Source organism: Streptomyces sp. NPDC104202 (assembly GCF_055584185.1).
Window position 1 is genome coordinate 1 of record NZ_JBVJMN010000067.1, and the last position, 22,740, is coordinate 22,740.

Genomic DNA, 22,740 nt, shown 5'->3' on the forward strand with positions numbered 1-22,740 from the left:
TCCAGGAACGGGACCACGTCGTCCGGGCCCTCCGGGCCGCCGAAGGAGAGCAGCAGCAAGGCGTCGTACGGGGCGGGATCGTGCTGATCGGACATCGACGGTTCCTCGGGAAGAAGGGACGGGCTCGCTGACGTCCTTCTCGCCGGGGAGGGGTTCGGATGCAGCGATGCCGCCTTCGTCCCGGGGCGCGGGGCGGCGCGCCCGCCTCCGCGGACACCGAGGTCCGCGACGCGGACCGCGCCCCGGGGCAGGGGCCGCGGCGTGCCGTGCTTCGTCGCCCTCGCCGAGCGAGTCTCCCGCGCCGCCCGGGGCCTGCCGTGCTGAGATGAAGCAGCACTGTACGCGTCGCAGGAGGAGGTTTCGCGGATGTCCGAGGGCACCATGAGGGCGATGGCATACGAGACGTACGGCGGGACGGAAGTGCTGCGGGAGACCCGGCTGCCGATGCCGAAGGTCGCTCCTGGTGAGGTCCTCGTCAAGGTGGAGTGCGCAGGGGTCAACCCGGTCGACTGGAAGATCATGGCGGGCGGGCTCGACGGGCTGATGGACGTCGTCCACCCGGTGGTCCCCGGATGGGACGTCAGCGGCACCGTCGAGAGGCTCGGCATCGACGTGCCGGAGTTCGCCGTCGGCGACGAGGTGATGGCCTACGCCCGCAAGGACTATGTGCACGGCGGCACCTTCGCCGAGTACGTCAGCGTGCCCGTACGTGCGCTCGCGCGGAAGCCGGCCTCCTTGAACTGGGCGCAGGCCGCCGGACTGCCCCTGGCCGGCCTGACGGCCTATCAGTTGCTCACCCGTCTGGGAACGACCGCCGACGACACCGTGCTCGTCCACGGGGCGGCCGGCGGCGTGGGGTCCTTCGGCGTCCAGCTCGCCCGGGCGCTCGGCGCGCGGGTCATCGGCACCGCTTCCCCGCGCAACCACGACCGCCTGCGCGGGTTCGGCTGCGAGCCCGTCGCGTACGGGGACGGACTGACCGAACGGGTGCGTGCCCTCGCTCCGGACGGGGTCACCGTCGTCGCCGACTTCGTGGGCGGTGTCCTCGACACCACCCTGGCCGTCCTGGCCGAGGGCGGTCGGCACGCCTCCATCGCCGATCACACGGTGCTCGGTGCGGGCGGGCAGTGGATCTGGGTCCGCCCGGTCGGCGAGGACCTCGCCGCTCTGGGTCGCCTCGCGGACGAGGGCCGGCTCACCGTCGACGTCGCCGCGACCTTCCCGCTCGCCGAACTCGGAGCGGCCTTCTCCCTGAGCCAGGAGGGCCACACGTCCGGGAAGATCGTCGTCGAGGTCTGACGGCTGCCGGGTGCGGAACCCGCGCGGACGGCACCCGGCGGGGAATCCGTCCGCCGGGCCTGCCGACGCGAGCAGGGCCGTACCGACCGGCGACGAACCGCCCCGCGCCGACCGGGCCGAGACGGCGTCCCGCCCGGTCGGCGCGGTTTCGCGGCGATCCAGGGGTAGCGTCCGGACATGGAACTTCGCACGACCGTGGAGCGCGCTCAGCGCCTCAAGCAGTTGCACGCCGAGTACAAGCCCCTCGTCCTCCCGACCGTCTGGGACGTCTGGTCCGCCCGGACCGCCGCCGGCGCCGGATTCCCGGCGCTGACCATCGGCAGCCATCCCCTCGCCGATTCCCGCGGGGCCGACGACCACGAAGGGCAGACCTTCGAGGAGGTGCTCGCCGCCGTCCGCGGGATCACCGCCTCGGTCGACGTCCCCGTGTCCGTGGACCTGGAGGCGGGGTACGGACAGCAGCCCGCCGACCTCATCGCCGGGCTCGTCGAGGCCGGCGGCGTCGGTCTCAACCTGGAGGACACCGTCCACTCGGACGGTGGACGCATGCGGAGCACCGAGGAGCACGCCGCCTTCATCGCCGGTCTGCGCGCGGCGGCCGACGACGCCGGAGTCCCGGTCTGGATCAACGGGCGCACCGACCTCTTCCAGAACGCCGACGATCCCGCCGGGGTCCTGGACGAGGCGATCGAGAGGCTGCAGGCCATGGAGCGGGCGGGAGCCGACAGCGTCTACCCGGTCAGCATCCAGGACAGCGACCAGCTCCTGACGGCCGTCGTCGGCGCCGTCGCCCTTCCCGTCAACACGACCGCCCACCCCGTCAAGCACGACCTCGCACGCTTTCGCCGCCTCGGCGTCGGAAGGATCACCTACGGTCCCCTCCTCCAATTCGCCATGGCCGACGCCATGAAGGACATGCTGGCGCCCTGGTCCCCCTGACCGCCGGCCGCACCACCCTCCCGCACACCGGCCGCAAGGTGGTCCGGACGACGGGCCCTCCGCCCTGGCGAGGGACGACGCGTCGGCTCCGGGCCCGGAGCCCTCGGGGCTGCCGGGCCCGGGTGCCGGAATCCGTGACGAGCATCACCCGCTGGTCCCGTGATGATCCGAGCGCGCGATCCGCTTGATCGTTCACAGACTTTCGTACCAGGGGAGGCACCATGCCCGAGGACCGCGGCGCCGACGGAGATCAGGCCGACGCGACCCTCCTCGATCACACCGCGGACGAACGGGACGCCGTGCTCCTGCGGTACCGGCCCCGGACCGGCGACACCCTGGTCGGCCTCCGGGTGCGTGAGCGGATCAAGCGAACCGGGCTGCTGCTGCGAGGAGCGTTCCTCGCTCTGCCCGCCCCCTTGGGCGTCCCTCTGCGGACAGGCGTCAGGCGGTCCCCGCGCGCGCACGGCGGGCCAGCGCGGCCTTCGCGTACAGCAGGTGCGCGACGGCCTCGGCCGCGAGGATCAGCACCACGAGCCATGGTGCGAGGACATCCGCGCCGAGAACCACCAGGAGGGGAAGCGCGATCCCGGGCACCGCCCACACGGCCACCTCGCGCAACGGCCGACCGAACCGCAGGGCGATCAGGGCATGCGCTCCGTGGTAGACGGCCAACCCGCCGGCGAGGGCCCAGACGGCACCCGTCGCCAGGTGGTCGTGGCCGGATTCCTCCACCGCCGTGGCGAGTCCGGCGGCCATGGAGATGACGGCGGCGGTGACGAAGAAGTGCAGGAGGCCGCCCACGTCGCGGGCGAGGAGATAGGCCTCGCGCGTGCCGGCGGTGCCGATGACGCGCTCGGCCGCGGTCGAGGCGAAGTCGAAGTAGGACCACCACAGGGCGGCCAGCATCAGGAACCCCAGCAGGGCCACGATCCCGGCCTGCGCGGTCCAGGTGTGGTCCGTGGCGGTGATCAGGGCCAGCACCGACTCGCCCAGGACGATGATCACGAACAGGCCGACCCGTTCGACCAGGTGGCCGGTGTGGACCCGTCCCGGGATGCCCCGCCCGCGCGCGGTCAAGAGGAGGACCATCTCCGCCAGGAGCAGGACGGCCCAGACCACGAAGCACCAGGGAGCGGGAACCGCCGCCGAGCCGGCCCACAGGAGTCCGGAGAGCAGACAGTAGGACAGCGGCCGCCAGCGGGGCACCGTGCGGGGCGCGGCAAAGCGGGTGGCGGGCCACCACAGGGCGAGCAGGACGATACGGGTGCCCGCGTAGCCGAGGGCGTAGGCGGGGGCCCGGTCTCCGTCGGCCTCCGGCACCGCGGCGGCCATCACCGCCAGGCACAGCATCCCGGTCAGCATGACCAGACGGCGGCGAGCGCTGTCGTCCTGGAAGAGGTTGGCGGAGACGGTGAGGTTGGCCCACATCCACCAGGGAGGGAAGTAGAGCCCGAGGAAGACAGCGAACTCGCGCCACCCGGGGTCGCCGTGCAGGCCGTGGGAGAGCTGGGCGACGACGGCGACGAAGACCAGGTCGAAGAAGAGTTCCAGCCATCCTGCGTGCCGGGGCTCCGCCTCCCGTACCGCGGCGGGCGAGGGTGACGACTCTGGGCCGTGCGGAGTGCTCATCGTGCTCTCCGGGTGGGGACGACAGGGCTCGGGCTGCCCCCATCAGATCACGCATCGCGTCGCTCGCGGCCGAGGCATGCGCACAGAAGGACGGCCGCACCGCCGCATGGGCTTCGTCGCGGCCGCGCTCGTCACCCACACGGCCCAAACCGGGCCCCCGCACGCGCGGCGGTGGCCTGACCGGGACCGGCTCCGGCGCGTCACTCGTCCGGTTCACCGTGGTGGCCGGGCTCCCGGGGTTCGCGTTCCATGGGGGCGACGCAGCCGGGTTCCCGTCGAATGGGCGTGCACAGTGGTGGGTGAAGAGCGTACGGACGGCGGCTCCGCGCCGGACGGACTGGGGGAGGCCGTCCTGGACGCGCTGTTCTCCCAGTCACCCGTGGGTCTTCACGTCTACGACCGGAAGCTCCGTCTGGTACGGGTGAACACGGCCGCACGGCTCATGAGGGACTTCCCGGTCGATCGGATGCTCGGCCGCACGCTTCCGGAGATCCTCCGGTCGTTCGACATCGCCGATCCCGCGGTCGTGGAACGTGCGGCTCACCGGGTACTGGACACCGGCGAACCCGAGCTCGACCTGTACATCCGCCTCCGCGACCGACGCGATCCCCCGAACGAGGCCGTGGCCTCGGCATCCGCCTTCCGCCTCCAGCGGGCCGACGGAACCGTGCTGGGGCTGGCCGCCGCCGTGACCGACGTCAGTGCCCGGCTGCGTGCGGAAGCGGAGGTCCGCCTGCTGAACGAGGCGGCCGCACGGATCGGGACCACACTGGACGTCTTCCGGACGGCGGCCGAATTCTGCGAGGTCGCGTCCCCGGCCCTGGCCGACACCGTGACCGTCGACGTCTATGACGAGGTCCTGCGCGGCAGGGCCCCGGCCGCGGACGCTCCCGACCGGGACCACACCGTGCGACGCGCCGGATTCCGCTCCGTCGCGGGGCCCGATCGACAGGGCGTCCCCGTCGTCGGCGAGGTCGACGTCTACCTGCCCGGAACGCCCCACCGGACGGCCCTGGACACCCTGGCCCCCAGACTGCTCCGACGTCTGGGTGCGCACACCGACTGGCTCGATCCCTCGCGTCGACGCGAGGCCCGCATCCTGAGCGCGGGCACGCACTCGATGATGCTGGTCCCGATCCGGGCACGGGGCGTGCTGCTCGGCCTCGCCTGCTTCTACCGCTGGCACAACCCCACCCCGTTCGACCATCGCGACCTGAGACTCGCACAGCAGCTGACCACGCACGCCGGTCAATGCCTCGACAACGCCCGCCTCTACGGGCGTGAGCGCTCCGCGGCCCGCATCCTGTCCGGCGGATTCGCCCACGCGCAGGCATCCGTCGACACGGGCGTCGAGCTCGCCCGTACGCACCTCCCGGCCGGTACGGGGGGCGGGTGGTTCGACGCCATTCCCCTCTCCGGTTCCCGGGTCGCCCTCGTCGCCGGGGACACCAGCCCGGGAGCAGCCGGCCCGGCGGCGATGAGCGAGGTCCGCGCCGCGATCGCGGTGCTGGCCGACCTCGACCTGCCGCCGGACGAGATCCTCCAGCGCCTCCACGCCCTGGCCAGTCGCCCCAGCACCGTGGCGGGCGCGACGGAGCACGACGCCGGCGAGAGCGCTCCCGTCACCTGTCTCTGTCTCGTCTACGACCCGGTCACCCGACTCTGCACCGCGGCGAGCGCCGGTCACCCGGCGCCGTTCCTTGTACACCCCGGTGGGCACGTCGACCTGCTCGACGTCGCGGCAGGGCCCGCGTTGGGCCAGGGACTCGCTGAATACCGGCTCACCGAACGCGCCTTGCCCGAAGGCACCACGTTGCTGATCTTCAACACCGCCCTGCTGGCCTCTTCCCCCACCGGGACGACACCGCTGCATCTGCTCACCGAGCTGTTCACCGAGCCGCAGCCCTCACTCCAGGCGGCGTGCGACGCCTGTGCCGACGCCCTCGCTCCCGACAGGCCCGCACGCGACGCCTATCTGTTGCTGGCACGCACACGGACCCTGGACGAGTCCCAGACGAAGGCATGGACCTTTCCCCACAGTCCTCGCAGTGCTGCGCAGGCGCGCCGACGGACCACGCACCAGCTATCCGCATGGGGCCTGGCCCGGGACGTCATCGACGACACCGCGCTCGTCGTCAGTGAACTCGTCACCAACGCCGTGCGCTACTCCGAGGGGGCGATCCAGCTGCGCCTCATCCGTGACACCGACAGCACACTCGTCTGCGAGGTCACCGACGACAGCAGTGCCAGCCCCCACCTGCGGCGCGCATTGGAGACGGACGAGAACGGCCGGGGGCTGTTCATCACCGCGCATCTCACCCAACGCTGGGGCGTACGTCCCTCGGGCCGAGGCAAGACCCTCTGGGCCGAACGATTCCTCTCTCCGGACCCGTCCTGACCGGCCGGCCTCGCACTGCCGCCGTGCGGGACCGATCGCGGCCGCGAAAGAAGCCGGAGGCGGACCCCGCCGCTCACAACGGCTCCGACCGGTGTTCCGCGTCGGCGCGGAAGCGGTCGGGAGGACGAGGGAACAGAACGTTTTCCAAGGCATCCAGCCCGAACAGCATGAGCACGAGCAGGCCCGGCACGAGCAGAGCGATCACGACCATGACGTCTCCCGATGGAGCAGCGATCACGGGAAGGAAACGGACTCAGGACCAGACTGCTCTGAACGGGCGAACGCCGCCCGCTCAGAGCGCGACCGTGTGGGCCGGTCGAGTGGCACCTGCCGTATCCGGGGGTTCACCGCCACCGTCAGAGGAGCGATGATCATGGATGCCCGGCACCGTGCTCGCCTTCGTGCCGGCCGACCGGACGGACGCGACGCGCCGTGCGCCGCTGGTGCCGGGCGGTGCGGTGTCGTGACGACGGCCGGAGGGGGCGAGGACCGCTGCCCTGTGCACCGGGTGACAGGATGGGGCGAAACACCAGGGCGACAGGAACTCCAGGAGGCGATGGCGGGTGGCGGAGGAGTGGCTGTCGCAGAGGGCGCATGACGCCGAGTCGGCGGTGCCCGGGGGGTTCGACCTCTCGGAGTGCGTGCGTGAGCCCATTCACCTGCTGGGGGGTGTGCAGTCGCACGGGACGCTCCTCGCGGTGGAGGCGACCGACGGAGTCGTGGACACCGCCGCCGCCAACACCGTCGACGTGCTCGGTCTGCCCGCGGGGGATCTGGTCGGCGCGCACGTCACCGCGGTCCTGGCGGAAGAGGACTGGGCGGACGCGTGCCAGAGCGTCGTCGAGGACGGCGAGACGTCCGCGCTCCAGGTGGAGGCCGGCCCCGAGGGCGCCCGGCGGCGGTTCGACCTGTCCGTGCACCGGTCCGGTTCGCTGGTCGTGCTGGAGTTCGAGCCGCGTGACGAGGGCCAGGAGTTCCGCTTCACGGGCTTCTACCAGGGGATCCGGCGCGCCCTGGCGCGCCTGCGGTCGACGGTCGACGTCACCGAGAGCTGCAGGGCCGCCGTGCGCGAGATCCGGGCCCTGACCGGATACGACCGGGTCGTCGCCTACCGCTTCGACGGCCCCGACGGGCCGGGAGAAGTGCTGGCCGAGGACGTCACCGAGGCATGGGATCCGTGGCTCGGCCTGTGGTTCCCGGCGACCGACATCCCGCCGCAGGCCAGGCGTCTGTACGAGGAGAACTGGATCCGGGTCATCGTGGACGTCGACGACCCCACGGTCGGCCTGGTCCCCGCGGTGCGTACCGGCACAGGCACGCCGCTCGACCTGTCGGGAGCCGTGCTGCGGACCGTCTCCGGCTTCCACCTCGAATATCTGCGCAACATCGGCGTCCGCTCGTCGATGTCCGTCTCCGTGATGCGCGAGGGCAGGCTGTGGGGCCTCATCGCCTGTCACGGCGCCGGTCCCGTCCGCCCCGCTCCCGAGGTGCTGTCCGCCTGCGAGTTGTTCGGAGCGGCCTTCTCGCTCCAGCTCGCCGCCATCGAGGAGCGGGAGCGCGCCGACGCGCTGGCCGGTGCGGCGGGGCGGGCGGCGTCGGTGGCGGAGCTCCTCGACACCGACGTGGAGTTGTCGCTGCCGCTGCACGGCTCCGCCGTGCGGGGACTGGTCGACGCGGACGCGGCCGTCTTCGTGCGCGGCGGTCGTGCGGTCGCCACCGGAGCCCCCGTTCCCGCCGCGCTCGTCGCGGAGTTGCGCAGGCGCGCCGGGGACATGGACACCGGGACCGTGTGGAGCACCGACCGCCTCGCGGAGTGCCTGGCGGACGAGGACATCCACCTGCCCGCGACGGACGGCGCACCGGCGGGCGCGCTGCTGGTGCGGCTCACGTCGCCGGGTGACTTCCTCGCCTGGTTCCGCGCCGAGCGTCCGACGCCCCGGAGGTGGGCGACCGACCCCGAGACCCCGGTGCGGGTCGGACCGCGCGGCGAGCGCCTCACACCGCGCGGTTCGGGCGAGGTGTTCCGCTCCGTGATGAGGGGCCGCTCGCTGCCCTGGAGGCCGCGCGAGCAGGCCGCCGCCGCGGAGCTCGGCCGGATGCTGACCCGGCTGGTCCTCCGCCACGCGGAGGAGCTCGCCGTCCTCAACGAGGAGCTGCGGATGAGCAACGTCGACCTGGACTCCTTCGCCCACGCCGCCGCCCACGACCTGAAGGAGCCCCTCCGCGGCATCTCCAACGCCGCCACCTTCACCATGGAGGACGCCGGAGCGGCGCTCGATCCGACGAGCGTGCGCAGGCTGCTCACCATCCAGAGACTGGCCGGCCGGATGGACGAGCTCCTCAATTCGCTTCTGCACTACGCGCGTCTCGGGCAGGCGGGGCTGCGCCGGGTGCCCGTCGACCTCGACGAGGCGGTCGACGCCGCGCTGGAGGTCGCGGGACCGCGGCTCGCGGAGGAGCGCGTCCGCGTCCTGCGGGATGCCCCGCTCCCGCAGATCGTGGCCGATCCGACCCGGTTGTACGAGATCCTGGTCAACCTGCTGGTCAACGCCGCGAAATACGCGGCCGATCGACCCGACCGTACCGTCCGGATCGGCGTGCAGGAGGTACCGGCCGAGGGAGCCGGGGGAGCGCTCGCGGCGGCCGCGGGGACACGGCCTGGACGTACCGAGCCGGCCGTCGTGGTCCGAGACAACGGCATCGGCATCCCCGCCGAGCTCCAGGCGGACGTGTTCGACCTGTTCCGCCGGCTCCACGGCCCCGCGGAACACGGCGGCGGCACCGGCGTCGGACTGGCCGTCGTCAAGCGCATCGTCGAGCGACACGGCGGCCGGCTGTGGCTGGAGAGCGAACCGGGCAGCGGCACGGCCTTCTACTTCACCCTCGGGCAGCCCCCGGACCCGTCCGACGCGACGGAACCGAACTGACACCCCGCCCGACGAGGGCGGAACCGGGCTGCCCCTCGGCCCCCACGGCGTCCCGCATCAGGAGCCGTACGACGTCGAGGGCCCGCCGCGCCCCCGCGACTCCTGCCAGAAGTCGACGGCGCCCTTGAGGACCGTACGGAAGAGGTCGAAGTTCACCGGCTTGTAGATGTAGCTGTCCGCCCCGGCCGCGTAGCAGGCGTCCTCCTCGGCGGGCGCGGTGGACGACGTGAAGACGACCACCGTCACCTCGGACAGTTCGGGGCGGGTCCGTACGGCGGCCAGCGCGGAGTGACCGCTGACTCCGGGCATGTTCAGGTCCAGAAGGATCATGCCCGGAAGCGCCGACGCCTCGGTGAGATGGTCGACGAGCCGGTCGGCACGGTCGAGGAAGTCCAGGACGAGATCCGGGTGGCTGCGCGCCAGAGCGCGTTCGATCGCCTCGGAGTCCTCCTGCGAGTCCTCGACGACGAGGATGCGCCGGTGGTCGATGCGGGAGCCGGCCGGCCGCCCCGGTTCGGGGTCGTACGCGGCTGCGGGTCCGGTACCGGACCCGTGGACACGGGGATGGGTCACGATCGTTCCTCTGCCGTCGCTGTCAGAAGGGCGGTGTCGTCGTCGCCCGAGTGCCGGTAGGCCGACGCCGCGGCCACCAGGCGTCCGGCCGGGTCGGGCCGGCCGTCGACGCACTCCGCCACGGCGGCGGGAAGCCCCACCTCGAAGAAGGTGCCGTCGACTCCCCGCGCCTCGGTCAGCCCGTCGGTGAACATCACCAGGGAGGCCCCCGGTTCCAGACGGGCGTGGACGGACCGATAGCCGATACCGGGGACGACCCCCAGCAGGACCCCGGCCGCGGGCACCTCCTCCACGGACGCGTCGGGCCTTCGGACGAGCGGCCTCGGATGTCCGGCACCGACGAGCTCGACGTCCCAGCCGCCTCCCCGGGACGGGACCAGCAGGGCGATGAGCGCGGTCACGAACCGCGCGGCGCCCTCGGCGATGAGGACGTCGTTGAGGCGCGTCAGGGCGATGCCGGGCGACGTCCCCTCCTGAAGGAGCGTGCGCAGGGTGTGCCGGGCCAGGCCGGTGACGGCGGCCGCCTCCGCGCCACGCCCGCAGACGTCTCCGATCAGCAGGGCCACGCCGTCGCCGATGGCCACGGCGTCGTAGAAGTCACCGCCCACGTCCAGGGTGGAGTCGGCCACCTGGTAGGCGCTGCTCAGCCGCAGCCCGGGGATCTCCGGCAGGGCGCCGGGCAGGAGGTGGCGCTGGAGCACCTCCACGTCGCTGCGCCGCTTCTCGTACAGCGTGCTGGTGTCGATGGCGAGAGCGGCCCGGCTCGCCAGGTCCCCGAGCAGTCGGGGCGTCGCGACCGGCGCGTCCGCTCGGTGGTGGAGGAACGTGAGGGTCCCCAGGCTGCGCCCACGGGCCCGCAGCGGTGTGACGCTGAGGTTCCGTACGGCGCCGAGGCCGGGCACCGCGGCGAAGGGGCTGTCGCGCAGGTCCGCGGCGCCGACCAGGGTGCTGTCGCGCCGCTCGGAGCTCTCCCTGAGCAGCTTGACCAGCCAGTCGTCGTCCCGGGCCAGGTCACGGAGCCACCCCTGGGCGAAGGCGGCCACGTGCGCCGACGCCACGGGTCTCAGCACGCCCGCTCTGTCGAAGAGATGGACGAGACACCCCTCCGCCACGGCCGGCACGGCGAGCCGGGCGATCCGTCGCAGGGTCTCCTCGACGTCGAGGCTCGTGTCCATCTGGAGCGACGCCTCGGCGAGGAAGGCGTCCTCGACCTGCCGCCGTTCGTGCGCGTGATGGGCGAGGAGCCGCACGTTGCTCGTGGCGAGGACCTCCGCCACCTGCACGAGCTGTCCGCGCAGCGGATCGGACCGCCCCGGCGGCCGGTCGAGCCCCACCCAGAGCGTCGCCCAGTCGTCGTCCGCCAGGGGGAAGGCACACTCCAGGGCGGCGACCGGACTGCCGGCCGGTACGAGCCCGCCCGGCCACAGCGCCGCCGCGGCACCGGGTCCCGTGTGCTCCAGCACCACCGGCGCTCCGCCGTCCACGGCCGCGGCCGTCCCCGGACGCACGACGGGCTCGCTCCATCCGGAGAACGGCGCCCGCCACGTCACCGGCGCGGGCTCCTCCCGCGACGCCAGGCGGATGTACGCCATCCGGTCCCCGCTCCAGCGTGTTCCGACCACGGACACCACGCCCGGGCGTGACAGGAGCATGTCGTAGATGCGGTCGGCGAGTCCGGTGACGTCGTGCATGAGGTCCGCGGCCCGCCACAGGGCGTGCAATCGCTCCGCCCAGCACTCGCCCGCGGAGGCGGTCACCTCCTCCGCACCGGACTCTTCCATGTGCCCCGCCTCCCGACCGTTGCCCCGGCCCGCACTCCGGGCCGACCGCCACCCGGTCCGACACGCTTGATTGAACCGTACGTCACTGCGCACCTTGCCCCTCTCCACAGCCCCTCACACAGGCCGGCCGGCGCACGGGGATCGCGCCGAGCCCCGGCCGGCACGTCCACGCAGATCAGGCCGGAACCGCCCGAGCGCACCGCAAGGCTGCATACGCTGAGCCGATGGCCCTGCCGAAGCTTCGTCACGCCGTACGGGCCGTCGTGCTCGACGAGACGGACCACATCCTGCTGTGCCGGCTGGCTCTCCCGGAGCGGATCGTCTGGACGACACCAGGCGGAGGCGTGGAACCGGGCGAGACCCCGTACGACGCCCTCCGCCGTGAACTGCGGGAGGAGACCGGGCTGGCATGCGACGGGCTGCCTCCTCATGTCTGGCGCCGGACGGTGGTGGCGTCCGACTACGTGCCGGGGTACGACGGAGCCGTTCAGGACTACTTCCTCATCCGCACCACGAGCTTCGAACCCAAGGGGACCCTCACGCGCACCGAGCTGCTCGCGGAGAACATCACGGGATTCCGGTGGTGGGCCCTGCCGGAGCTCGTCGGCTACTCGGGACCGGACCTCTTCGGCCCGCGCGACCTCGCGGGCCCCTTGACCGAACTGATCGAGTACGGCGTCCCTGCACACCCCCTCGACCTGGGCCTGTGAGGACGCAGACGCACGAGAGGGGTGTGCGTGCGGCCTCGTGCGATGCGGGACGGCGCGGTCAGGCGCGCGGGGCGGGCAGGACCCGATTGAGACGGCCCAGGTGTGAGAGGCCGATCATGGGGTACGCGGAGCTCGCACACAGGGGGCGCAAGGAAAGGGCAGTGGGGATGAGGCAGCAGACGGCTGGGGTCGCGGACAGGCGACCGCTGATGGCGGACATCATTTCGGTCTCCGCCCTCTTCGAGGGCAGCGAGAGCATCGCGGCCGCGCGTGAACTGGCACGTACGTTCCTCGCCGAGGTGCACGCCCTGCACGGTCTGCCCGTGTCCGAGAGCGCACGGGGACTGGTGGAACTGGCCGTCAGCGAGCTGGTCACCAACGCCCGCAAGTTCGCCCCCGGGCCCAGCCTGCTGACGCTGGAGATCGTCGACGGCGCGGTCGAGGTGACGGTGTGGGACAGCAATCCCACGCTGCCGGCCGTCCTCGCGCCCGACCCGACCCGCATCGGACAGCACGGGCTGGAGATCGTCATGGCGGTCAGCCGGAGCTTCGCCGTCCACCGCGAACCCGTCGGCAAGCGCATCACCGCGGCGATCACCCTGGCCGACGACTCCAGCGCTGCCGCCGCCGGCCGGCCCTAGGCCCTGTCGACAAAATCCCCTCTGCCCCGCGACGCCTGGCACGCGCTCTCGCCGCACCGGGCGAAAGCGCGAGTACGTCCCGTACGAGCACTTCCACCCGGCACACCGAGAGCACGCACCAGACGCCGCAGGGCCGCCCTTCGGGCAACGAGGGGATGGTGACGACAGGCCCTAGAAGAGCGTCGACGCCTCCGCCGTCACCTTCGCGGACTCGGCCTTCTTGAACCTGCCCATCCTCACCCACCGGACGACCGACCTGCGCCTTGCCTCCCTGCCGCACAGATACGACGGATCCTGGAGATCACCGGGATCGGCACCGTCCTGAAGGTCCGGCCGACGGTGCGGGACGCCGCTGTCCGCGAGAGCTGAGACACCCGTCATCCCCCGCGATGTCACGCTCGGCTTTCCCTGCTCGCCGGCCCGGCTCCGTTTGACGACCGGCCGGGCCGTCAAGGAGGAACCAGGTGACCACACCCGAGACCCGCGCCCGCCTCGACGCCCTGCAACAGCAGCTCGCTTCCTCGACCCCTGACCCGCTTGACGGGCAGACCGCCATCACCCTCGCCTGGGTGTGCCCGGACGACTACTCCCAGGAGCCCCTCTGGCCGACGCCACCCTCAGCCCCCGCGTCGACGCCCGACGAGGGAGCCCGGACACCGACGCGGGGGAGAGCCGGCGCCGGCGGTGACGGGCCAGCTGGACGGTGACGTCGGGGAACCGCGGTCCGGGCACCTGCGCCAGAGGGCCTGCGGCGAGTGCGTCCCCGACGTCGTCACGGGCCAGCAGGCCGAGGCCGAGACCCGCGGATACACAGGACCGGGCGGCCTCAAGGCTGCCGAAGCGCGTGATCCGAGGCCGACAGGCGCGGGCCGAGCTCTTTCGCCCATGCCTGTGCGTGCGCGGTCACGGTGGACTGGGCCAGGTGCGGACGCTCCGCGGCGGCGGTCAGGTTCCCGGTCCGGGCAACAGCGGCGGAGGTGCGCGGCAATCGAGTGTCCCTGCCGTCGAACGTACCGATGCCATCGCCTACTTCGATCGGCAGGATCGGAATGCATCGCTTGTAGGGATGCCTGTGCGCTGCCAGAGTCATGACCATGAGCCCGATGACACGCCCTGAGATCCTGCGGTACGCCGCCTTCACCTCCGACCCCGCCGGTGGCAACCCGGCCGGTGTCGTCATGGACGCGGCCGCGCTGGACGGGGCCGCCATGCTCGCCATCGCGGCCGAAGTCGGTTACTCGGAGACCGCGTTCGTCACGGCCGCCGACGCCACGGCACGGCGGTTCCGCCTGCGCTACTTCAGCCCGCTTGCCGAGGTCGCCTTCTGCGGTCACGCCACGGTCGCCACCGCGGTAGCTCTGGCCGAACGGATCGGCCCCGGCCCGTTCGTCTTCGACACACCCGTGGGTGAGATCGACCTGGACACCTCCGCCGAGCCCGACGGGCATGTGACAGCGACGCTCACCAGCGTCCCCACCCGCTCTCGGCCGGCGAGCCAGGAGGAGGTGAAAGCCTCTCTCACGGCTCTGCGCTGGTCCCAGGAGGACCTCGACCCCGTCCTGCCGCCCCACGTTGCCTTCGGCGGAAACGAGCACCTGATCCTGGCCCTGGCCACCCGTGAGCGGCTCGCTTCCCTCGACTACGATTTCGACGCCCTGGCCGAGATCATGCACAGGCACGGCTGGACCACCCTCCAGCTGGTCTGGCGAGAGACCCGGGACCTGTTCCACGCCCGCGACCCCTTCCCGGTCGGCGGCGTCGTCGAGGACCCGGCCACCGGTGCCGCGGCCGCCGCCCTCGGCGGCTACCTGCGCACTCTCGACGCCCTCCCGCCCAGCGAGATCCTCACCATCCGCCAGGGGGAAGACCTCGGCCGACCCAGCGTGCTCCGGGTGGAAGCCTCCGCAGCCAACCCGCGGGTAAGGGTGAGCGGGCAGGCGGTGGAGATCACGGATGCCGGCGTGAGCCTCGGCCACCCAGAAGTCTGAGCGCACTGAGGACCCTGTCACGCGACCTCCGTCCACTCTGCGCGCGGACCGGGTAGCCGTGAATCCCGCATCCCACCCCGGAGGCTGACCGCCGGCCGGTCGAGGGACGCGATGGCCCACGACTGTCCGCCCCACGCAGGGGCCGATGCAGGCATCGATGAGCGTGTCCTCGGAGTCGAGTCAGCCGAGGGTGATCGCACCAAGGCCAGACGGTAGGTGACGAACCGCCAGCGCCACGGCCTCGCGAGGTGTGTCGCATCGGCCCAGATCATCCCCGACGACCCCCGTACCCACCCCGAAGGTACCGTCGCCGTTGGTGCTCAGGCGTGGTCCGACCACGGCCAGGGCAGGGCGGGTGGCGGTCGAGAAGCGCAGAGCCCAGTGGCTCGTGAAGGGATACAGGGTCCGCAGTGCCGGCTCGGCGTGAGCCGTCTCGACCAGGGCCTTGTATGCCTCCCGCCACTTGTAATCCAGTTCCCCTGCCTCCCTGCGCAGGCACTGCCACTCGGATTCCGTCAGGCGCGCGGGATCATGATCGGGTACCTCGAATCTGCCGGTCGGGTGCACGAAAGGAGCCGCCTGGCAGATGCGGCTCAGGGCCAGCCCGTCGTGCCAAACTTCGGCGGCCCTGGCAACCTCCGCCAGGTCGTCCGTATCGCCCTCGATGAGGGCCAGGCCCTGCCAGGGCTCCGTGCCGCGGATCGACCACTTCCGTTGATGCCGCCAAGCCCTGATCTGCAGCGGTTCACGGTGCGGCAGGGTACTGCCGACGGTTGCGTACAGGTGCGGGTTGTCGTCAGACGACGCGACAGCGATGATGCCGCGACTGCCGTCCATCGCGGTCTGCAAGGCTGCCGCGAGGCCGCCGCAGGCGACGACATCCGAGTAGAGGGAGTGAAGTCCAGGTGGTGTGGGCACGACGTGTGATTGTGCCCGACTCACTGGCTCCGGGAGGGGCGAGGGACGAGGTGATCGGCCGGACGAGTCCGAGGCCGTCCCCTTCGGCCTCCGCCCCGTGGACGTCTTCTTCGTCGGTGCCTTCTTGTCAGCGGTCTCCGTCGCGACCGCCGCTCGCGTCGTCGATCAACCAGGCGCCGGACGCCTCGGCGAGCCGGTCGCGCGTCGTGTCGGTGCTCACCGGCACGCCGTCCGCGACCAGGCCGCGGACGGCGGGGAGGACGCGGCGCAGTTCCTCCGCGCGATCCTTCGGCTGATCAGCGGCAGGCCGGAGTGCTCCTGCTCCGGCCTGCCGTCCTCACGTCACGACATCAGGATGAGGCGAGCCCGTTCCGGAGCACCCGGGCCGCCGCGACGAGGTTGTCCAGGGACGCGCGGGTCTCCGGCCAGCCGCGGGTCTTCAGTCCGCAGTCGGGATTGACCCAGAGCCGGTCGGCGGGAATCGCCTCAAGTCCCTTGCGCAGCAGGGTCGTGGCCTCCTCCGTTGAGGGGATCCGAGGGGAGTGGATGTCCCAGACGCCCGGTCCGGCCTCTCGCGCGTAGCCGTGGGCGGCGAGTTCGAGAGCGACCTGCATGTGCGAGCGGGCCGCTTCCAGGCTGATGACATCGGCGTCGAGGTCGTCGATGGCCTGGACGATGTCGCCGAACTCGGCGTAGCACATGTGGGTGTGGATCTGGGTGTCAGGCCGTACGCCGCTGGTCGTGAGGCGGAACGCCTCGGTCGCCCAGGCCAGGTACGCGGCGTGGTCGGCGGCCCGCAGGGGCAGCGTCTCGCGCAGAGCGGGTTCGTCGACCTGGATGACGGACGTGCCCGCGGCCTCCAGGTCGGCCACCTCGTCGCGCAGCGCGAGGGCGACCTGCCGGGCGGTGTCGGCGAGCGGCTGGTCGTCGCGGACGAACGACCAGGCGAGCATGGTGACGGGCCCGGTGAGCATGCCCTTGACCGGTCGGTCGGTGAGCGACTGGGCGTAGGAGGTCCAGCGGACGGTCATCGGGGCGCGGCGGGAGATGTCGCCGGCCAGGATCGGCGGGCGGACGTAGCGGGTGCCGTACGACTGGACCCAGCCGTGCTCCGTGGCGAGGTAGCCGTCGAGCTGCTCCGCGAAGTACTGCACCATGTCGTTGCGTTCGGGCTCCCCGTGGACGAGGACGTCGATCCCGATCTCCTCCTGGTAGGAGATCACGTCGCGGATCTCCTCCTCGATGCGCTTCTCGTAGCCCGCCGCGTCGATGCGGCCGGCCCGCAGGTCGGCGCGAGCGGTACGCAGCTCCCTGGTCTGGGGGAAGGAGCCGATCGTGGTGGTCGGGAGCGGGGGGAGGGCGAGGTGGGCCCGCTGCGACGCGGCGCGCTCGGGGTACGGCTGGGCACGGCGGCCGTCGGCGTCCGTGACTGCCTGGACACGGGCCCGGACCGCGGGGTCGCGGGTGAGGGGGGAGTTCGAGCGGCAGGTGAGTGCGGCGCGGTTGGCGGCGAGAGCGTCGCTGATCGCGTCGGTGCCCACCGACAGACCCCTGGCCAGGGTGACGATCTCGGTCGTCTTCTGCCGGGCGAAGGCGAGCCAGCCCAGGATCTGCGGATCGATCTCCTTCTCGGCGGCGGAGTCGAGCGGGACGTGCAGAAGCGAGCACGACGCGGAGACGTCGACCCGGTCGGCGAGGCCGAGCAGCGTGCCGAGCGTGGCGAGGGACTTCTCCAGGTTGTCGGCCCAGATGTTGCGGCCGTCGACGACGCCGGCGACCAGGCGCTTACCGGGGAGCCCACCGACGGCGGCGAGCGCGTCGAGGTGGACGGCGGCCGGCCCGGTGAAGTCGAGGGCGAGCCCCTCGACCGGCGCCTTGGCGAGGACGGGCAGGGCCTCGCCGAGCCGGTCGAAGTAGGAGGCGACGAGGATCTTCGGCCGGTCGGTGAGTGCGCCGAGATCGCGGTAGGCGCGTGCGACGGCGTCGAGGTCGGCCGGCGTGCGGTCCTGGGTCAGGGAGGGCTCGTCGAGCTGGACCCACTCCGCGCCGGCGGCGCGGAGGTCGGCGAGGACCTCTGCGTACACGGGAAGCAGCCGGTCGAGCAGGGTCAGCGGATCGAAGCCGGCGGACACACCCGGGGCCGGCTTGGCCAGCAGCAGATAGGTGACCGGTCCGACCAGGACCGGCCGGGCGGTCAGGCCGAGCGCGAGTGCCTCGCGCAGCCCGGTGACCTGCTGGGTGGAGTCGGAACTGAAGACGGTGTCCGGGCCGAGTTCCGGCACGAGGTAGTGGTAGTTGGTGTCGAACCACTTCGTCATCTCCAGCGGAGCGACGTCCTGTGTGCCCCGCGCCATGGCGAAGTACCCGGCGAGCGGGTCCGCGGCGACGGCGGCCCGGTGCCGTTCCGGAATCGCGCCGACCATGACGGTGGTGTCGAGGACGTGATCGTAGAGCGAGAAGTCGCCGGTGGGCACCTCGTGCACACCCGCCCCGGTGAGCTGCTGCCAGTGGGTGCGGCGGAGTCGAACGGCGACGGCGCGCAGAGCGTCGGCGGTGACGCTGCCCTTCCAGTAGCCCTCGATCGCCTTCTTGAGTTCCCGGCCCTGTCCCTGACGGGGGTAGCCGTACACGGTGGCCCGTGCTGCCGCGGCTGCGGACTTCGTGGTCACGGAGATCTCCTTCGCGAGATGAATCCCTGAGATCCCGGCGACGGGACGAGAGCGCGAAGGGGTGACGGACCGGACGGTACGAGCGTGCGCCTCGTGGCACGGTCGTCCGCCTGGTATGCACGCCGACCCGCCCACGAGGTCACCGGGATGTCCGCGCGCGGATCGTCCGCGGGCGGGCAGCGGGCAGGTCTTCGGACTCGCGGGCACGTCCTCCTCGTGGAGGGCTCCTACTGGCCGTCGCTTCCCAGGTCCGGTACGTCGGACCCAGTGCTGTGTGACGGCGGTCGTTCCCGCTCACCGCTGCGGGGCAGTCCCGGATTCCCACCGGGTTCCCTCTTGCGACGCATCCCGCCTGGCGGACGGGGCGAACCAGCTGCACGCACCACAGTACGGTGCCGACTCGCCCCGCGGCGGCGGATATCCATGATGCGGACGACCAGAGCGGACGCGACGATCCGATCCGCCTGCGCCGGCGCGGGTCCCACACGCACCGGAGGCCGGGAAGCGCCACACCGCTTCTCGCCCCCCTTCACGTGGAGCTCCGGGCCCTCACCCGGCGCTCCACGCCGCGCCCAACGTCGTCATCCTGAGCCGCCGGGTCTCCCCTCCCGGTCGTACACGTGGAACCCGCGCCCGCTCTTACGAGCGCCGGGTGCCCCCAGGACCCGTCGAAGCCGTCCTCGGCCTCCCGCTCCTTGTCGAGCCGCACCGTGGCGACGGCGGGCAGCGTTCGCTCCGGGTCCTTGCGCGCGCGATCTGGGCAGCCATCCCGCCGATGGGGTGGGCGCCGCGCCGGTGACCGGTGCGTACCAGGAGTTCGGTATACGCCCGCATGAACGGCACGGTCATAGTGACCTGCGCGCGGTCGAGCAGCAGGAAGTCGGTGCGGTGACCGAAGGTCTTGATCACGCTGAACAGGTGGTCCCAGCGGCCGGCGTCGAGGGGAGGTACGTCGAGCACCCGACCACAGAGCCCCGCGGCACCGAGCGCCAGTCCGAGGCATGTGGTCCCCTGACGGCCATCGCGCTCTTGACCACCATCCGCCGATGAGGTGAGAGGTCGCAGAATTCCTCCAGCGGATCACCGTCACCGCAGGCCCCCGGCCGTGCAGTACCTCGGCCCACGCGAAGCGGCTCGGCACTGCGGGGGAGTGCCGGGACTTCGGTGGTCTCCACGGAGCGAGCGGCCGGAGGCGGTGGTTACCTGGGGGCGGGCGAGCGGAGGCCCGCCCGATGGCGAACGGAGAAGTGCTGCCATGGCCAAGCCGATGATCGTGATCACTGGTGCCAGTTCGGGGATCGGCGCGGCAACCGCGCGGCTGCTGTCCGGACTGGGCCACCCCCTGCTGCTGCTCGCCCGGCGAGTGGAACGGCTGGAGCAGCTCGACCTGCCGGACACGATGTGCCGCCGCGTGGACGTCACGGATCGACAGGCCGTGGGGGAGGCGGTGACCGACGCGGAGGAACGGTTCGGTCCGGTCGACGCGCTGGTGAACAACGCGGGAGCCATGCTGCTGGGCCGCATCGTCGACCAGCCGGTGGACGAGTGGGACCGGATGATCGACCTCAACATCAAGGGCGTGCTCTACTGCACCCGCGCGGTGCTGCCGGGAATGGTGGACCGAGGTGCCGGCACGATCATCAACGTCAGCTCCGTCGCGGGCCGCAAGACCTTCCCGAACCACGCGGCCTACGTCGCCACGAAGTTCGCGGTCCACGCCCTCTCGGAGAATCTGCGTGAGGAGGTCTCCGCCAAGGGTGTGCGAGTCGTCACCATCGCCCCCGGAGCCGTCGAGACCGAGCTGCTGTCCCATACCAGCGACGAGGAGATCAAGCGCGACTACGAGGCGTGGAAGGCTTCGGCCGGTGGCGCGCTCGCCCCTGACGTCGTCGCTGAGGCCATCGCCTACGCGTACCGCCAGCCCCCGAACGTCACCGTTCGCGAGATCGTGCTCGCAGCGACCGGCCAGGAGGCCTGAGCCTCCCGCAGCCGCCGCGCCCACGACCATGAGGGCGCCGGTGAGCCGTGTCGCGGGGGCGTACCTTGCCAGGGTTCCGGAGGGGTTCGAGCCCCCTCTGGAAGCGTTGTACGGGGAGGACTCCCACGGCCGTGGAGTCGATCGCCACCAGCCGGCCCACCTCCGCCCGGGTCCTGGGCGCGGCCGTCAGGCGGTCGAACGCGCCCTCGGCGGCCCAGCGGACGAACCGTCCGTGGACGGTCTGCCTCGGCCCGAACCGTTCGGGCAGGTCCGGCGCCTGGCGCTGCTCCTCAGGCGGCGTCCGTCACCCCACAAGCCTGATCACCCAGCAGGCAGGGGTACCACCCGGAAGGGTGGCCTCCACCCTGTGCGTACGATGCCGGCTGTCAGCTTCACATGCATCGATGGAAGGGCCCCGCGCCGCCATGTCAGGCCCCCAGAGCCACGACTCCACTCCTCCCCCTTCGTCCGTATCCGGCCCCTGGTGGCAGACGGGCGCGGCGCGGGTGGGAGCCGTCGCCGCCGTTCCCCTGCTGGGGCTGGTGAACGACCGGCTCGGCGGCGTGGCGCTTCTCCTCGCCTTGTTCCTCCTGTGGTGGCGCAACCCCTGGCCCGTCTCGGGCAGGGTCGTCGCGTCCATCGCGACGATGGCTCTCTTCGGCGCGGTGCTGCCCGAGCAGCCGGCCGACACCCCGGCCCGGGCGGCCGCCGCCGACGCGGCGAAGCCGCCCGCACCGCCGCGTCGCTTCCCCACCGCCTCGCCGTCGATGCCCGAGGCCACGATGCCCACGCTGCCCGACTTCACGGGGGATTCCCTCGACCTGGCCTTCCCGAAGTCGCGGAGGAAGGGCTTCACCGTCACCTCTCACGACGCCTCGGACCAGAAACGGAAGGTGACGGGGCGTTCGCTGTGGAAAGTCTGCTTCCAGGAACCCGGCGGCTCCGCCGAGGAACCGGTCGTCGACTTCGGTGTCGTACGCCGCGAGGAGCCGTGTCCCGCGGCCCAGGGCGGGACGGTGCCGTGGAAGAAGATGCCCGACGTCCTGGGGCTGAGCTGGCGCGTCGCAGTCCCGAAGGTGGCGGCCGCGGGCGTGTCCGAGGAGGATGTGCATGCCGAGGCCGCGTATCTCAACGACACGCTCCCGCGCGAGGGGGAGTTCGACGACTGGCGCGTGTGCCGACAGGACCCGGCGAGCGACGCTCCTCTCACCGACGAGGTCTACATCGTGAGCCTCGCGCTCTCCGCGCCCGAGCACGGCTGCCCCGCCCCGGACCGGGGCAGGGACGCCTACCTGCCGGACCGCGACGACGACGGCGACCCTGACTACCTCGACCCCTACCCCCGCGACCGGAACCGGACGAGGCTGTACCCGAACGGAATCCCGGGCGATTCAGGCGGCTCCGGAGGGTCCGGTGGCTCGGGCGACGGATCGCGCATCTGCCGCCATACGCGCTGGTGCTGACGGCCTGCTGACGCGGCGCGCAGCCGGGGCAGTGCCGCGCGCGCTCCGACCTTCGGAGCGCCGCGTCGGACCACCGCCCACCGGTCGGCCGCCGTGCGACCCAGCCCTTCACCGCGACGGCTGCAGCCGCTCCAGCTTTCCGGGAGTTGAGGCGGGACGTACGCGGCGGAGCAGGAGGGCGCCGACAGCGGTCCAGAGCGCAGCGAGGAGCCATCCCGCGACAACGTCGCTCGTCCAGTGGACCCCGAGCCACACACGGCTGATCCCCACGGTCGCGGCCCAGACCGCGGCCGCCGGGATCAGCCATCGCCGGTGTGGTGAAGGGGCGTGAGCAAGGGCGAGGGCCAGCACTCCTGCGGCCATGGCCGTGGTGGTGGCATGGCCTGAAGGGAAGGCGAAGCGTGACGCCGGTGTGAGCCAGGTGTCCGCCGGTGGGCGTGGACGCGCGATGAGGGTCATGAAGGCGAAGCGGACCGTCTGGCCGAGTGCGAGCCAGCCCATGCAGGAGAGCACGGAGAGAAGCCTTCGGGCTCCTGACGGCACGCGTCGGGCGGGGGAGGGGTGCCGGGCCAGGATCAGCCCGGCTGCTGCGGTCACGAGGTAGGGGAAGAATCCGGTCCCGGTCGTGGTGACCGCGGCCAGGGCGCTCACCACTACGGACGGCCCGTTCTCGGCTGCCAGTCGTGCGAAAGCCCGGTCTCCCGGCAGAAGGGCAAGCGGGGAGGTGAGGACGGTGGTGGCCATCGAGGCGAAGGCGAGTGCTGGGAGCAGGACCCACCACCACAGGGACGGGCGGAGCGGCCCTGACCGTTGTGCCTGAGCCTCTG

General features: G+C 72.1%; 18 protein-coding genes, 2 pseudogenes and 1 riboswitch. Of the genes and pseudogenes, 9 read left to right on the forward strand and 11 right to left on the reverse strand.

All coding sequences use genetic code 11. The features are described 5' to 3' along the window. The first annotated feature begins 381 nt into the window (after positions 1–381). The gene (locus tag ACZ60W_RS31485; RefSeq protein ID WP_469758839.1) at positions 382–1,299 is read left to right on the forward strand and encodes an NADP-dependent oxidoreductase; all 918 of its coding nucleotides are present in this window, start codon (positions 382–384) and stop codon (positions 1,297–1,299) included. A 177-nt stretch (positions 1,300–1,476) separates the two neighbouring features. After that, positions 1,477–2,238: an isocitrate lyase/PEP mutase family protein gene (locus ACZ60W_RS31490; protein WP_469758805.1), complete on the forward strand. Its 762-nt coding sequence runs from the start codon at positions 1,477–1,479 to the stop codon at positions 2,236–2,238. A 441-nt stretch (positions 2,239–2,679) separates the two neighbouring features. Here ACZ60W_RS31490 and ACZ60W_RS31495 read toward each other — a convergent pair whose 3' ends face one another. Then, positions 2,680–3,867, reverse strand: a complete 1,188-nt coding sequence (locus tag ACZ60W_RS31495) for a low temperature requirement protein A (RefSeq protein ID WP_469758806.1) — start codon at positions 3,865–3,867, stop codon at positions 2,680–2,682. A gap of 295 nt (positions 3,868–4,162) precedes the next feature. Here ACZ60W_RS31495 and ACZ60W_RS31500 point away from each other — a divergent pair, with 295 nt between their 5' ends. Next, positions 4,163–6,265 carry a SpoIIE family protein phosphatase gene (locus ACZ60W_RS31500; protein ID WP_469758807.1) on the forward strand — a complete coding sequence of 701 codons (2,103 nt, stop codon included), beginning with the start codon at positions 4,163–4,165 and terminating at the stop codon, positions 6,263–6,265. Between the two features lie 73 nt (positions 6,266–6,338). Here ACZ60W_RS31500 and ACZ60W_RS31505 read toward each other — a convergent pair whose 3' ends face one another. Then, positions 6,339–6,476, reverse strand: coding sequence for a hypothetical protein (locus tag ACZ60W_RS31505; protein WP_469758808.1), 138 nt, complete (start codon positions 6,474–6,476; stop codon positions 6,339–6,341). A gap of 352 nt (positions 6,477–6,828) precedes the next feature. On the opposite strand from ACZ60W_RS31505, the gene ACZ60W_RS31510 reads away from it, so the two are divergent. Beyond that, on the forward strand, positions 6,829–9,192 hold the full coding sequence (locus ACZ60W_RS31510; RefSeq protein WP_469758809.1) for an ATP-binding protein: 2,364 nt from the start codon (positions 6,829–6,831) through the stop codon (positions 9,190–9,192). A 57-nt stretch (positions 9,193–9,249) separates the two neighbouring features. On the opposite strand, the gene ACZ60W_RS31515 is transcribed toward ACZ60W_RS31510, so the two are convergent. Both ACZ60W_RS31515 and ACZ60W_RS31520 read right to left on the reverse strand, forming a co-directional pair. Further along, positions 9,250–9,681, reverse strand: coding sequence for a response regulator (locus tag ACZ60W_RS31515; RefSeq protein WP_469758840.1), 432 nt, complete (start codon positions 9,679–9,681; stop codon positions 9,250–9,252). An 80-nt stretch (positions 9,682–9,761) separates the two neighbouring features. Continuing rightward, positions 9,762–11,546 (reverse strand): PP2C family protein-serine/threonine phosphatase, encoded by a 1,785-nt coding sequence (locus tag ACZ60W_RS31520; RefSeq protein ID WP_469758810.1) that lies wholly within the window; start codon positions 11,544–11,546, stop codon positions 9,762–9,764. Positions 11,547–11,770: 224 nt separating this feature from the next. Here ACZ60W_RS31520 and ACZ60W_RS31525 point away from each other — a divergent pair, with 224 nt between their 5' ends. Both ACZ60W_RS31525 and ACZ60W_RS31530 read left to right on the forward strand, forming a co-directional pair. Beyond that, positions 11,771–12,256, forward strand: coding sequence for an NUDIX hydrolase (locus tag ACZ60W_RS31525; RefSeq protein WP_469758811.1), 486 nt, complete (start codon positions 11,771–11,773; stop codon positions 12,254–12,256). Positions 12,257–12,465: 209 nt separating this feature from the next. Next, a complete protein-coding gene (locus ACZ60W_RS31530) occupies positions 12,466–12,897 on the forward strand; it encodes an ATP-binding protein (protein ID WP_469758812.1) in 432 nt (143 codons plus the stop codon). Positions 12,898–13,452: 555 nt separating this feature from the next. On the opposite strand, the gene ACZ60W_RS31535 is transcribed toward ACZ60W_RS31530, so the two are convergent. Further along, on the reverse strand, positions 13,453–13,746 hold the full coding sequence (locus tag ACZ60W_RS31535) for a LysR substrate-binding domain-containing protein (protein ID WP_469758841.1): 294 nt from the start codon (positions 13,744–13,746) through the stop codon (positions 13,453–13,455). Continuing rightward, the gene (locus ACZ60W_RS31540) at positions 13,724–13,993 is read right to left on the reverse strand and encodes a helix-turn-helix domain-containing protein (RefSeq protein WP_469758813.1); all 270 of its coding nucleotides are present in this window, start codon (positions 13,991–13,993) and stop codon (positions 13,724–13,726) included. Before ACZ60W_RS31540 ends, ACZ60W_RS31535 begins: the two co-directional genes overlap by 23 nt. Here ACZ60W_RS31540 and ACZ60W_RS31545 point away from each other — a divergent pair. Continuing rightward, complete coding sequence (locus tag ACZ60W_RS31545) at positions 13,992–14,885, forward strand: PhzF family phenazine biosynthesis isomerase (protein WP_469758814.1); 894 nt, start codon at positions 13,992–13,994, stop codon at positions 14,883–14,885. The genes ACZ60W_RS31540 and ACZ60W_RS31545 overlap by 2 nt on opposite strands. Positions 14,886–15,065: 180 nt before the next feature. Here ACZ60W_RS31545 and ACZ60W_RS31550 read toward each other — a convergent pair whose 3' ends face one another. The 4 genes and pseudogenes from ACZ60W_RS31550 to ACZ60W_RS31565 form a co-directional block, all read right to left on the reverse strand. Next, on the reverse strand, positions 15,066–15,803 hold the full coding sequence (locus ACZ60W_RS31550) for a DUF6193 family natural product biosynthesis protein (RefSeq protein ID WP_469758815.1): 738 nt from the start codon (positions 15,801–15,803) through the stop codon (positions 15,066–15,068). A gap of 127 nt (positions 15,804–15,930) precedes the next feature. Next, positions 15,931–16,107 (reverse strand): annotated as a pseudogene (locus ACZ60W_RS31555) (hypothetical protein); the annotation flags it as partial. Between the two features lie 46 nt (positions 16,108–16,153). Continuing rightward, entirely contained in the window at positions 16,154–18,472 is a 2,319-nt protein-coding gene (gene metE, locus ACZ60W_RS31560; protein ID WP_469758816.1) for a 5-methyltetrahydropteroyltriglutamate--homocysteine S-methyltransferase, read from the reverse strand. Positions 18,473–18,637: 165 nt separating this feature from the next. Further along, a riboswitch (cobalamin riboswitch) is annotated at positions 18,638–18,861 on the reverse strand. Between the two features lie 233 nt (positions 18,862–19,094). After that, a pseudogene (locus ACZ60W_RS31565) lies at positions 19,095–19,414 on the reverse strand (malate synthase A); the annotation flags it as partial. 313 nt (positions 19,415–19,727) lie between these two features. On the opposite strand from ACZ60W_RS31565, the gene ACZ60W_RS31570 reads away from it, so the two are divergent. Beyond that, positions 19,728–20,450, forward strand: a complete 723-nt coding sequence (locus ACZ60W_RS31570) for an SDR family oxidoreductase (RefSeq protein WP_469758817.1) — start codon at positions 19,728–19,730, stop codon at positions 20,448–20,450. A 425-nt stretch (positions 20,451–20,875) separates the two neighbouring features. Next, the gene (locus ACZ60W_RS31575) at positions 20,876–21,913 is read left to right on the forward strand and encodes a hypothetical protein (RefSeq protein ID WP_469758818.1); all 1,038 of its coding nucleotides are present in this window, start codon (positions 20,876–20,878) and stop codon (positions 21,911–21,913) included. 108 nt (positions 21,914–22,021) lie between these two features. Here ACZ60W_RS31575 and ACZ60W_RS31580 read toward each other — a convergent pair whose 3' ends face one another. Further along, positions 22,022–22,564 (reverse strand): phosphatase PAP2 family protein, encoded by a 543-nt coding sequence (locus tag ACZ60W_RS31580; RefSeq protein ID WP_469758819.1) that lies wholly within the window; start codon positions 22,562–22,564, stop codon positions 22,022–22,024. Positions 22,565–22,740 lie beyond the last annotated feature (176 nt).